The organism is Aquabacterium sp. (assembly GCF_036279655.1).
GTDB lineage: Bacteria > Pseudomonadota > Gammaproteobacteria > Burkholderiales > Burkholderiaceae_C > Aquabacterium.
Window position 1 is genome coordinate 18,459 of sequence record NZ_DASUIT010000016.1, and the last position, 11,446, is coordinate 29,904.

Consider the following 11,446-nt stretch of genomic DNA (forward strand, 5'->3'; position numbering starts at 1 on the left):
CAGGGTCAGGCCGCTGGCGGCTCGTCAAGGCGACGTTCAATCACCACGAAGGCCAGGGCATGATCGACTTCATCGGACACGGACACATGCGCCGTCCAGCAGCGCGTTTCGAACCAGGGAGCCAGCTCGCCCGACAGGGCCAGCGCAGGTTGGCCACTGGCCGCGTTGAGAATCTCGCAATGCTGCCACGACATGGGCGCGCGCATGCCCGTGCCGATGGCTTTGGAGAATGCTTCCTTGGCCGCAAAGCGCGTGGCCAGGTAGCGCAGCGCACGCCCGGGCGCTTCGCCCAGACGTTGCTGATAGATCAGCCATTCCTGAGGGCCCAGCACCCGCTGCGCGAAACGGTCCCCCTGGCGCTCCAGCGTCGACTGGAGGCGGCGGATGTCGCACAGGTCGGTGCCGATGCCCACGATCATGCGCGGCGGCTCCGCACGATTTCGGCCTTGAAGTCGCCGATGGCCTGACGCAGTCCCACCATCACGGCATGGCCGATGAGGGCATGCCCAATGTGCAACTCCATCACCTCGGGCAATGCCGCAATCAGTGCCGCACTGCTGGTGCGCTGCACCGTGGGCATCCAGGGCATGGCCGGGCCGGTGTCGCTGAGCGCCAGGCCGTGCCCGGCGTGCGTTCGCAGGCCCAGGCCGCGCGCATGGGCCAGGCCCTGCTTCAGGCGGGTGAGTTCGGCCTGCACGGCCGCATCGTCCTGCGCCCACCAGGCGTTGGCCAGGGGGCCGGTGTGCAACTCGACGCAAGGCGCGCCAGCCTCGGCCGCCGCATCGATCTGCTCAGGGTCAGCGCCAATGAACAGGGACACGCGGCTGCCAGCCGCCGCCAGGCGCGCGCAGGCGTCCTTCACACGAGCGAGTTGCCCCCGCACGTCCAGACCGCCTTCCGTGGTGATCTCCTGCCGACGCTCCGGGACCAGGCAGACATGCTCGGGGCGGATGCGCTCGATCAGGGTCACCATCTCATCGGTCACGGCGGCCTCGAAGTTCAACGGCGCACGGATGTGCTCCTTCATGCGCTCGACATCGGCATCACGGATGTGGCGACGGTCTTCACGCAGATGGAAGGTGATGATGTCGGCACCGGCCTCGACCGCCAGGGCCGCCAGGGCCACCGGATCCGGATACAGACCACCGCGCGCATTGCGCAGCGTGGCCACATGGTCGATGTTGACCCCCAGCAGGGCGCTGTGGGTGTCGGTCCATTGCAAGGGAGAGAAGCTCATATCGATTGGGTCAGGTCCATCATCAGCTGGCGTGTGCGCAAGGGCTGAGGACCCACATGATAGTGAAGGACAGCCCGCAACAGCGAGCGCATGTCGGATGAGGCCAGCAGGCAGGCCTGCAGCAGGGGCTCCGGCAGCCCCTCGCTGAAGTCTTCGAAGGCCGGCCCCAGCGCCGACTCCAGTTGCTGCATCAGCCAGCCAGGCAAGGCGGGGTCTTCGGCCGTGGCCTCGGTGACGCCCAATTCGGGGTGCAGGGTATAGAGCACATCGTGATCCACGTGCTGACCACTGGCGCTGTGCAGCGACAGGTCCGGCAGGTGCCCAAGCTGGCGCAGCACCATCAGCTCGAAGGCCCTCAAGGAGGCCTGCAGGCTGCCCGACAGGGTCAAGGCGGGCAGCAAGCCCGCATAGGCGCTCCACAGACGTGGCAGGCGATCATGGCGCGGCAAGAGCCGCATGAGCAACTCGTTGGCGTAAAAGCCGGGCAACAAGGCCGAGCCCCCTGGCCAGGCAGGACCACCGCCCCACTCGGCCTGCCGCAACAGCCAGACCTCGGCATCGGGGCCCTGCTTGGCGCCGAAGGTCACCAGGATCTGCTGGAAAGGCATGAGCACGGGTCGCAATTGCGAATAGGGGCGCTTGGCCCCTTTGGCCACGGCCACCACGCGCCCCTGATCACGCGTGAACAGGTCCAGGATCAGGCTGGACTCGCTCCAGTCATGGCTGTGCAGCACATAGGCCAGGGTCGGAGACCGCGCCCCCGCCTTGACCGGTGGGCGGCTTGCACCCGATCCTGCGGAAGTCGCCACAGCCCGCTCGCCTGCTTATTCGTAGCCGTAGGTGCGCAGGCGCGTGTCGTCATCGGCCCAGCCGGAGCGCACCTTGACCCAGATCTCGACAAAGACCTTGGTGTCCATCAGGCGTTCGAGCTCCATGCGTGCCTCGGTGCCGATGCGCTTGAGACGCTCACCGCCATCGCCAATCACCATGCCCTTGTGAGAGTCACGCTCCACAATGATGGAGGCCGCCACCCGGATCATGGGGCGACCGCCCGGCTTGTTGGAGGGCTCTTCCGTGTAGGTGTCGATCACCACGGTCGAGGTGTAGGGCAACTCGTCGCCCGTCAGTCGGAACAGCTTTTCCCGGATGATCTCGCTGGCCAGGAAACGATCGGTGCGGTCGGTCAGCGCCTCTTCGTCATACCACCAGGGTTGCTGGGGCAGATAGGGGCGCACGATGGCGCTCAGGCGGCGCACGTCGTCGAGCTTCTGGGCCGACAAGGGCACGTATTCGGCAAAAGGATGGCGCTCCTGCATGCTCTGCAACCAGGGCAGCAGGTCCGTGCGACGCTGCACCGTGTCGAGCTTGTTGGCCACCAGGATGACCGGCTTGTCGGCAGGCATCAGGGACAGAACCTTGGCATCGTCCATGCTGAAGCGCCCGGCCTCGACCAGGAACAGCACAACATCGACATCGGCGAGCGTGGCCTGCACTGTCTTGTTGAGATTGCGGTTGAGGGCAGCCGTGCCGCGCGCCACGTGGCGCGTCTGGAAGCCGGGCGTGTCCACAAAGACAAATTGCGTATCGCCTTCGGTGCGGATGCCCGTGATGCGATGGCGCGTGGTCTGCGCCTTCTTGGACGTGATGGACACCTTCTGCCCCACCAGGGCATTGAGCAAGGTTGACTTGCCCACATTGGGGCGACCGACGATGGCGATCAGGCCACAGCGCTGCTCGCCCGGCGCCACCGAGCCCGCCCCCTCCTGCCCCTTTTTGGCCAGGGCCAGGCCGGCCAGCATGGCGTCCAGATCAGGGTTGGCTTGCGCCTCGGGAGGCGCCTCGGGCGCGTTGTCGTCAGGAAGGTTCACGGACATCAAAAAGAATCAAAGAAAACGTCGACCGGCCCGTCTGGGCAGTCAGGAGGCGGAAGCTTGAAGGCGCTGCAGAGCCTGCTGGGCAGCCAGTTGCTCGGCAGCACGCCGGGACGCGCCCTCGCCGCTCACCGACCAGCCCTGCGAAGCCAGTTCACACACCACCACGAACACCTGCTCGTGGGCTTTGCCACGGGTGGCCTCAATGCGGTAGGTCGGCAGCGGCAGTTTGCGCCCCTGCAGCCATTCCTGCAAGGCGGTCTTGGCATCTTTCTGCCAGACCTCGGAGGTGGTCTGGGCCACCAAGGGCTCGAACAGCCGGAACACCAGGGCTCGGGCAGCGGTGAAACCGCCATCCAGATACACGGCGCCAATGACGGCTTCCAGGGCATCGGCCAGGATGGACGGACGCTGCGCGCCCCCCCCCTTGGCTTCGCCGTCGCTCATGCGCAGCACCTCAGGCAACTGCAGACCCAGCGCCAGTTTGTGCAGGGTGTCCTGACGCACCAGGTGCGCGCGTACACGCGTCAGATCACCCTCATCATTGCGATCGAACTGCTGATAGAGCAGATCGGAGACCGCCAGGTTCAGGACCGAGTCCCCCAGGAACTCCAGGCGCTCGTTCTGATCGGAGCCAAAGCTCTTGTGCGTCAGCGCCCGCACCAGCAGACGGCCATCCGTGAATGGATACGCCAGACGATCCTGCAGCGCGGTCAGAGGGTGCTGCGCTGCGCCACCGACACGAGAAGCGCCCGTCCTGGACGGACTGCGACCACTCACTTGGACTCGCCCTTGAACTTGATCAGCAGGTACACCGGGTCCATCAGTTCAATTTCCTTGTCATAGGCAAAACCGATCACGATCTTGTCGTCTTCCTTGGAAATGTCCAGGTCCGCGCTGCTGATGGAGTCCACGCCGTATTCCACGGCTCTGAGCTTCTCAAAGGAGGCGCGAATCTCCGGCACGCTGGTGCCGCCATCATGAGCCAGCTTGTTGACCATGCTCTGAATGGTGCGGTACTCGTTGACCGCCGGGAAGACCTTCATGAGCACCACGGCCGTGGCCGACACGACCACCGCCCAAAACAGGAGGCCGAACAGAGAGATGCCCCGCTGACGGCGAGCGACCGAGTTGTGAGAACGCACCATATTCATCCTGACCCCCATGACTCTCAGTGAAAGACGCCGACGCGCTTGAGATTGCCAAAGTTCATCCAGACCACGAAGGCCTTACCCACGATATTTTCGTCGGGCACGAAGCCCCAGAAACGCGAATCCTGGGAATTGTCACGGTTGTCACCCATGGCAAAGAAATGACCGGGCGGCACCTTGCAGACCACACCCTCACCGCTGTAGCGACATTGGTCGCGGAATGGGAAATCCTCGATGGCGGGCTCGGGGATATAGGGTGGCCGCTCCTTGTCATTGAGGATGCGGTGATTGACCTTGCCCAGTTTTTCCGAGTACTGCTCTGCGTAGCGCATGCTGTCCTCGTCGTAGAACTCGGCCAGCGGCAGCGTCTCGACGGGCTTGCCGTTGATGGTCAGGCGCTTGTTGATGTAGGCCACCTCGTCACCGGGAACACCCACCACCCGCTTGATGTAGTCGATGCTGGGGTTCACGGGATAACGGAACACGATCACATCACCCCGCTCGGGGTTGTGATTGTCGATGATCTTCTTGTTGATCACCGGCAGGCGCACACCGTAGTGGAACTTGTTGACCAGGATCAGATCGCCCACCAGCAGCGTCGGCACCATCGAGCCCGAAGGAATCTTGAAGGGCTCGAACAGGAAGGAGCGCATCAGGAAGACGGCACAGATGACCGGGAACAGACCGGCAGTCAAGTCCAGCCACCAGGGCTGCATGAGCAACTTGGCCTTGGCCTCTTCGATATTGCCATCGACCTGCGAAATGCCCTTGGAGGCCAGTTGCGCGCGGCGCGCCTGGTCCTGCTCGGTCAATTGACGCGCGGCTGCCTCGCGGGCCGGCTGGAACTTGTAGCGCTCGGCCAGCCAGTACAGCAAGGTCACGATGGTCAAGGTGAACAGCAACAAGGCAAAGTTGCCCTGCCACTGCCCGAGATACCAGCCCCCCAGGTACGCGATCAGCGCCGCGTACAACACACCAGTGATCAAACTCATCAATCTTCCACTTGTAGGATGGCCAGGAAAGCTTCTTGCGGCACCTCGACAGCACCGATCTGCTTCATGCGCTTCTTGCCGGCCTTTTGTTTCTCGAGCAGTTTCTTCTTGCGGGTGATGTCACCACCGTAGCATTTTGCCAGCACGTTCTTGCGCAGCGCCTTGATGTTCTCGCGCGCAATGATGTTGCCACCAATGGCCGCCTGAATGGCCACGTCGTACATCTGACGCGGGATCTGCTCGCGCATCTTGGCCGCCACCGCGCGACCGCGGTAGGCACTTTGCGCACGGTGCACGATGATGGACAGGGCATCGACCCGATCGCCATTGATCAGCAGATCCACCTTGACCACATCAGAGGCACGGTACTCCTTGAACTCATAGTCCATGGAGGCATAACCGCGCGACACGCTCTTGAGCTTGTCGAAGAAGTCCAGCACGATCTCGGCCAGCGGCATCTCGTAGGTCAGCATGACCTGGCGGCCGTGGTAGGCCATGTTGAGCTGCACACCACGCTTCTGATTGGCCAGCGTCATCACCGGCCCCACATAGTCCTGCGGCATGTACAGGTGCACGGTGACGATGGGCTCGCGGATCTCCTGGATGCGGGCCACTTCAGGCATCTTCGAGGGGTTCTCGACCTGGATGACCTCGCCGCCATTGAGCTGGACCTCGTAGACCACGCTGGGGGCGGTGGTGATCAGATCCTGATCGAACTCACGCTCCAGGCGCTCCTGCACGATTTCCATGTGCAGCAGGCCCAGGAAGCCGCAGCGGAAGCCAAAGCCCAGCGCCTGCGAAACCTCGGGCTCATAACGCAGCGAACTGTCGTTGAGCTTGAGCTTCTCGAGGGCATCGCGCAACTGGTCGTACTCGCTGGCTTCGGTCGGATAGAGCCCGGCAAACACCTGAGGCTGGATCTCCTTGAAGCCTGGCAGGGCCTCGGTCGCGGGGCCGGCATTGTTGGGCAGTTTCTTTTCGACGGTGACCGTGTCACCCACCTTGGCGGCGGCCAGTTCCTTGATGCCCGCGATGATGAAGCCCACCTGACCGGCACGCAACTCGTCACGCGGCGTCGACTTGGGCGTGAAGACCCCCAGGTGTTCTGCCGGATAGACGGTGTTGGTTGCCATCATGCGGATGCGCTCGCCCTTGCGAAGCACACCGTCGACCACACGCACCAGCATGACCACGCCCACGTAGTTGTCAAACCACGCGTCGATGATCATGGCGCGCAAGGGGCCATCCGGATTGCCTCGGGGGGCGGGCATGCGTGCCACCACCGCTTCCAGGATGTCCTCGATGCCCATGCCCGTCTTGGCCGAGCACGGGATGCCGTCCGTGGCATCGATGCCGATGACGTCCTCGATCTCTTCTTTGGCACGCTCGGGATCGGCCTGGGGCAGATCCATCTTGTTGAGCACAGGCACCACCTCGACGCCCAGGTCGAGCGCGGTATAGCAGTTGGCCACGGTCTGGGCTTCCACACCCTGGCTGGCATCCACCACCAGCAGGGCACCCTCACACGCAGACAGCGAACGGCTGACTTCATAGGAGAAGTCAACGTGGCCCGGGGTGTCGATCAGATTGAGGTTGTAGACCTGGCCATCGCGGGCCTTGTACTGCAAGGCGGCAGTCTGTGCCTTGATGGTGATGCCGCGCTCTTTCTCGATGTCCATCGAGTCCAGCACCTGGGCTTCCATCTCGCGATCACTGAGGCCACCACAACGCTGGATGATGCGATCGGCCAAGGTGGACTTACCGTGGTCGATGTGAGCAATGATGGAGAAATTGCGAATGTGATTCATAAAAAAAAGGCACGTCCAAAGGAGTGACGCGCCTTCCAACAAAAACGTATGGCAACTGCTTGTTGGACTTTCATTGTAGCCAAAAGCATCCTGTGGGAAGTCACGTCGACTGGTGCGCTGCCCTGGTTGCCCTCCACCCCCGAGGGTGTTATCAACAACTTATCAACAGGCCCCTGTGGGCAATTTGATCCGGCAAAAGCGTCTGGGGGGATTGTAGCCAATCCCAGGGAAGGCTCCCGGACTCATTGCACATGGACGCCTTCACTTATCAACAGCAAGGGGGAGATGCATCGGCACCGCAACATCCCCCTAGAAACGTGGGTTTTTTCACTCAGCAAAAACCCGAACACCACCAGGGTGTTTCGGGCTTGAGCGGGTGAATCAACCCAGGATCAGTTGTTGGGGCGGATCACGGCGTACTGAGCCCAGTCGCCACGGCGCACCAGCACGCTCACCGGACGGCTGCGATCCACCTTGGCCAACACGGACTCGAACTGGCGCACATCGGCGATCTGCACATTGGCCACAGCCAGGATCACATCGCCCTCGCGCAGGCCGGCCCGCGCTGCGGGGCCATCCACGTCCTGCACCAGCACACCGCCGTTGAGCTTGAGTTCACGCTTCTTGTCGTTGCCCAGATCGCTCAGTGTCAGCCCCAGCACGGTCGATGCCAGCCGGGCCTCCGGCTTGGCTGCAGGCGCCTCGGCACGCGGCTTGTCGCCTTCGAGCTCTACCACCGAGACACTCAGGTCCTTGTAGGCCCCGCGGCGGAACACTTGCAAGGTCGACTTGCTGCCGGGCTTGGTGGCACCCACCAGGCGGGGCAGATCACCGGCCTTTTCCACGGGCTGACCATCGAACTTCGTGATGATGTCACCCGCCTCGACACCGGCCTTGTCAGCAGGACCGCCGGGCTCGACCATGCGCACCACGGCACCTTGCGCCTTGGACAAGCCCAGTGAATCGGCCACGTCCTTGGTGACCGGCTCGATCTGCACGCCGATGCGACCACGAATGACCTTGCCACCCGAGCGCAATTGATCGGCCACCTTCATGGCTTCATCAATGGGGATGGAGAAGGAGATGCCCATGAAGCCGCCCGAACGGCTGAGGATCTGGGAATTGATGCCCACCACCTCACCACGCATATTGATCAGCGGACCGCCCGAGTTACCGGGGTTGACTGCCACATCGGTCTGAATGAAGCGGATCTCTTCGCCTGTGTCACGGGCCTTGGCGCTCACGATGCCGGCGGTGACCGTGTTCTCCAGACCGAAGGGCGAGCCAATGGCCATGACCCACTCACCCACACGCAGCTTGCCAGCCTGCCCGATGCGCACGGCAGGCAGCCTGGTGGCCTCGATCTTGACCACGGCCACATCGGTGCGCTTGTCCACGCCCACCACCTTGGCCTTGTACTCGCGCTTGTCGGTCAAGGTGACGTAGACCTCATCGGCCCCCTCCACCACATGGGCGTTGGTCATCACGAAGCCATCGCCTGTCAGGATGAAACCGGAGCCCACGCCACGAGGACGCTCCTCGCTTTGCTTGTCGTCCTTGCCACTCCTGGGCGTCCCTTTGCGAGGCGAAGGCTGACCCGGCATGGGCGTGCCGAAGAAACGCCGGAAGAACTCCTGCATCTGCTCGTCCATCTCGCCACCGGCCACATCCTCGTTCAAGGAGACACGCTGCGTGGTGCGGATATTGACCACCGAGGGGCCGACCAGCTCGACCAGCTCGGTGAAATCAGGCAACCCGCGCACGACCGCAGGCGACTGCGTGACATTGGCACTGGATGGCGCCACGCCTTGCTGCTGCGCCTGGGAGCTGTGCGGGAACAGACTGGAGCTGAGCACCAGCCCCACCGAGGACACCACAGCGCCGACCACAAGGGTGCGACGAATGACACTGTGCTGCATGAAACCTGACGTATCCGACAAAGCCATGAGAGAAAACCTCGTAAGTTGAGTGGGATGGAGTGATGACTTCAACGTGTGATCACCGAGGGCGGCTGACAGTTCTATGCACAATCCGCCTAAGCAAGTTTCTTTGGGTAAAGAGCAGCCCCAAACGACAAATGGGCGCCACACGGGCGCCCATCAAAGGCCAGGGCCGATCAACGCTCGTCTGCCCCCAGGGAGACACTGCGCATCAACCCGGAAGGCGACGCCAGGGAGCGGGCCTCCGCCTGTTCACGCTGAGCGGCCAGCAACTGATCCAGTTGGTCGTCTCGCATGAACACAACATAGCCTACACGACTGCCCGCGCCTTGCGTATTTTCCGTGAACGAAGGATGAGCGCTCATCACTCGCTGCGGACCTGCACTGTCTGCGGTCAGCGCCTGACTCAGCCCCGGGGACCAGGCCGCCGGCAGAGGAGCGTCCGCGCCCGAGAAGGCCTGAGCCAGCGCTGGCGCGCCACCCTGGCCGGTCGCGCCTTGCGCCATCACGGCGCCCTGCGACCCCTGAGGCGTCATGCTGGGCGCCAGTGATCCACCATTGAGCGAGCTGACCACGGCCCCGATCACCAGCACGAAGCCCGCTGCCACCGACAGGGGCCCCGCCCAGCGGCGGTGATGAAGCACCTGCGCCACGGCGGGCTGGGCTGGCGCGGATGGATGGGCCGGAGCCGAGGGGCGAGCGGCTGGCGCCAGCACCACAGGCTCTTGCATCAGGCGGTCGCGGACACCGGCCAGGAAGTCTGCATCGCTGCGCTTGCCACGTGCCAGGCCGTCGGAGCGCATCACATCGCCCACCAGCTGATAGGTCTGCCAGCGTGCGCGGGCCTCTTCGCTGTCGCGCCAAGCGGCACAGGCACGAGCCACTTCGCGCTCATTGGCCTCACCGTCGGTCAGTGCCGACAAGGCTTCAAAAGAAAATGCCGCGTCATCCATTCGTTCGGACATGACTCAACCCCGATTCGCCGCCCTCCAAGGGGCACCACCCGGAAATACCGGGCACTTGTGCATCTGCCCAGGACAGACACCGCTCAGACAAAAAAGTTCACTGAAGTTTTCACACGCGTGAAAGAACTCACCAACGCTTGCCCTCACGGGTGTCCAGCAGGGGCTTGAGTCGCAGGGCAATGGCCTCGCGTGCCCGGAAGATGCGCGATCGGACCGTGCCGATCGGGCAGTTCATGACTTCGGCGATGTCCTCGTAGCTCATGCCTTCGATCTCGCGCAAGGTGATCGCCTGGCGTAGATCATCCGACAAGGCCTCGATGGCCTCGTTCACCGTGTCGGCAATCTGCCGGCTGGCCAGCAAGGATTCTGGTGTCTCGCCATCGGTGAGTTCATTCTCGACACGGGCATGGTCATCATCGTCATCGGACGATGCCGCCAGCGCCGACTCGGACACCAGGGGATCACGCTTGAGCTGCATGAGCGACTTCTTGGCTGTGTTGACCGCAATGCGGTAGAGCCAGGTGTAGAAAGCACTCTCGCCTCGGAACTGAGGCAGGGCCCGGTAGGCCCGGATGAAAGCCTCCTGAGCGATGTCTTCCACCAGATCGACGTCACGCACCATGCGAGCGATCAGGCGTTCGATGCGCCGGCGGTACTTGACCACCAGCATCTCGAAGGCCCGCTGATCGCCACGCTGGACGCGCTCCACCAGTGCCGCATCGACATCCACAGAGACAGGTGCTGGCGGTGCCACCTCGGTCACATCCGTGGCCGAGGCGGGATCCAGTGGGGGGCGATCCGGCGTGGTCATGCGCGCTCCTGAGAAGGACGAGGCGCCCGCTTGGTTGATGGAGACAAGGAAGACAGTGATGATGAAGACGAACGCGATGATGCCACGATCTCGCGACAAGCCTCGGACAAACCCGAATCGGAGGTGGTGGACATCGTCAGACGCCAGCGCCAGGACCCAGGCACATCGGCCTCACGCACCCAGCGATGCACCGTGACGCCACGATCCCTCAGGGACAAGCGCAAGAGCAATACCGCCCCCAGATCCATGCGTACGGACAGATCGACCGGCTCGCCTGCGGCGTTGCGCCACGGCGAGCTGGACTCATCGGACCACCGTTCACGCCAGGCCAGGCGGCGCCATGCCGGATCGTCGGCGTCCGATGCAAGACTGGAAGACCGCAGACCACGCCACGCGCTCACCCCCCAGGCCGTCAGTGCAGCAGCGGACACCAAAGGCCCCCACCACGAGCTGCGACCCAGCCACGCGTCGTGAGCCAGGCTGGCCCACCACCCCATGGCCAACCAAGCCAGTGCAACCACGGCGGTACGCCCGAGCGCACGCACCCACGCCGGCTCGGGCGGCACAACCCAGACCGGCGCATCACCGAGCTCGTCGCTCGGGATCACACCCGCTTGAACACCAGGGAACCGTTCGTGCCACCGAAACCGAAGTTGTTCTTCAGCGCGATA

Annotated in this window: 12 protein-coding genes; all 12 read right to left on the minus strand. The window is 63.4% G+C overall.

The genetic code is table 11. The annotated features are described in order from the left end of the window. Positions 1-5: 5 nt before the first annotated feature. Positions 6-419 carry a holo-ACP synthase gene (acpS, locus tag VFW84_RS01705; protein WP_329678698.1) on the minus strand — a complete coding sequence of 138 codons (414 nt, stop codon included), beginning with the start codon at positions 417-419 and terminating at the stop codon, positions 6-8. Beyond that, positions 416-1,237, minus strand: coding sequence for a pyridoxine 5'-phosphate synthase (locus VFW84_RS01710; protein ID WP_329678699.1), 822 nt, complete (start codon positions 1,235-1,237; stop codon positions 416-418). The genes acpS and VFW84_RS01710 overlap by 4 nt, the downstream gene beginning before the upstream one ends. After that, on the minus strand, positions 1,234-2,046 hold the full coding sequence (recO, locus tag VFW84_RS01715) for a DNA repair protein RecO (RefSeq protein WP_329678700.1): 813 nt from the start codon (positions 2,044-2,046) through the stop codon (positions 1,234-1,236). The genes VFW84_RS01710 and recO overlap by 4 nt, the downstream gene beginning before the upstream one ends. A 15-nt stretch (positions 2,047-2,061) precedes the next feature. Next, complete coding sequence (era, locus tag VFW84_RS01720; RefSeq protein WP_414638861.1) at positions 2,062-3,111, minus strand: GTPase Era; 1,050 nt, start codon at positions 3,109-3,111, stop codon at positions 2,062-2,064. Positions 3,112-3,153: 42 nt separating this feature from the next. Next, a complete protein-coding gene (gene rnc, locus VFW84_RS01725; protein ID WP_329678710.1) occupies positions 3,154-3,825 on the minus strand; it encodes a ribonuclease III in 672 nt (223 codons plus the stop codon). A 59-nt stretch (positions 3,826-3,884) separates the two neighbouring features. Further along, complete coding sequence (locus tag VFW84_RS01730; protein ID WP_329678701.1) at positions 3,885-4,256, minus strand: DUF4845 domain-containing protein; 372 nt, start codon at positions 4,254-4,256, stop codon at positions 3,885-3,887. 23 nt (positions 4,257-4,279) lie between these two features. Further along, complete coding sequence (gene lepB / locus VFW84_RS01735) at positions 4,280-5,251, minus strand: signal peptidase I (RefSeq protein ID WP_329678702.1); 972 nt, start codon at positions 5,249-5,251, stop codon at positions 4,280-4,282. Continuing rightward, positions 5,251-7,059, minus strand: coding sequence for a translation elongation factor 4 (lepA, locus tag VFW84_RS01740; protein WP_329678703.1), 1,809 nt, complete (start codon positions 7,057-7,059; stop codon positions 5,251-5,253). The genes lepB and lepA overlap by 1 nt, the downstream gene beginning before the upstream one ends. Positions 7,060-7,451: 392 nt before the next feature. Beyond that, a complete protein-coding gene (locus VFW84_RS01745) occupies positions 7,452-8,978 on the minus strand; it encodes a DegQ family serine endoprotease (protein WP_329678704.1) in 1,527 nt (508 codons plus the stop codon). A gap of 197 nt (positions 8,979-9,175) precedes the next feature. Next, positions 9,176-9,964 (minus strand): sigma-E factor negative regulatory protein, encoded by a 789-nt coding sequence (locus tag VFW84_RS01750; protein WP_329678705.1) that lies wholly within the window; start codon positions 9,962-9,964, stop codon positions 9,176-9,178. Between the two features lie 127 nt (positions 9,965-10,091). Beyond that, positions 10,092-10,775, minus strand: coding sequence for an RNA polymerase sigma factor RpoE (rpoE, locus tag VFW84_RS01755; RefSeq protein ID WP_329678706.1), 684 nt, complete (start codon positions 10,773-10,775; stop codon positions 10,092-10,094). After that, positions 10,772-11,446, minus strand: a 675-nt coding sequence (locus VFW84_RS01760) for a hypothetical protein (protein WP_329678707.1), incomplete at its 5' end; no start/stop codon positions are given. The genes VFW84_RS01760 and rpoE, both read right to left, overlap by 4 nt.

What these genes read in the sequence shown, in the direction of transcription:
- acpS (WP_329678698.1), bottom strand. Translation starts at nt 419, where the DNA reads ATGATCGTGGGCATCGGCACCGACCTGTGCGACATCCGCCGCCTCCAG.
- VFW84_RS01710 (WP_329678699.1), bottom strand. Translation starts at nt 1,237, where the DNA reads ATGAGCTTCTCTCCCTTGCAATGGACCGACACCCACAGCGCCCTGCTG.
- era (WP_414638861.1), bottom strand. Translation starts at nt 3,111, where the DNA reads ATGTCCGTGAACCTTCCTGACGACAACGCGCCCGAGGCGCCTCCCGAG.
- VFW84_RS01730 (WP_329678701.1), bottom strand. Translation starts at nt 4,256, where the DNA reads ATGGTGCGTTCTCACAACTCGGTCGCTCGCCGTCAGCGGGGCATCTCT.
- lepB (WP_329678702.1), bottom strand. Translation starts at nt 5,251, where the DNA reads ATGAGTTTGATCACTGGTGTGTTGTACGCGGCGCTGATCGCGTACCTG.
- lepA (WP_329678703.1), bottom strand. Translation starts at nt 7,059, where the DNA reads ATGAATCACATTCGCAATTTCTCCATCATTGCTCACATCGACCACGGT.
- VFW84_RS01745 (WP_329678704.1), bottom strand. Translation starts at nt 8,978, where the DNA reads ATGCAGCACAGTGTCATTCGTCGCACCCTTGTGGTCGGCGCTGTGGTG.
- VFW84_RS01750 (WP_329678705.1), bottom strand. Translation starts at nt 9,964, where the DNA reads ATGTCCGAACGAATGGATGACGCGGCATTTTCTTTTGAAGCCTTGTCG.
- rpoE (WP_329678706.1), bottom strand. Translation starts at nt 10,775, where the DNA reads ATGACCACGCCGGATCGCCCCCCACTGGATCCCGCCTCGGCCACGGAT.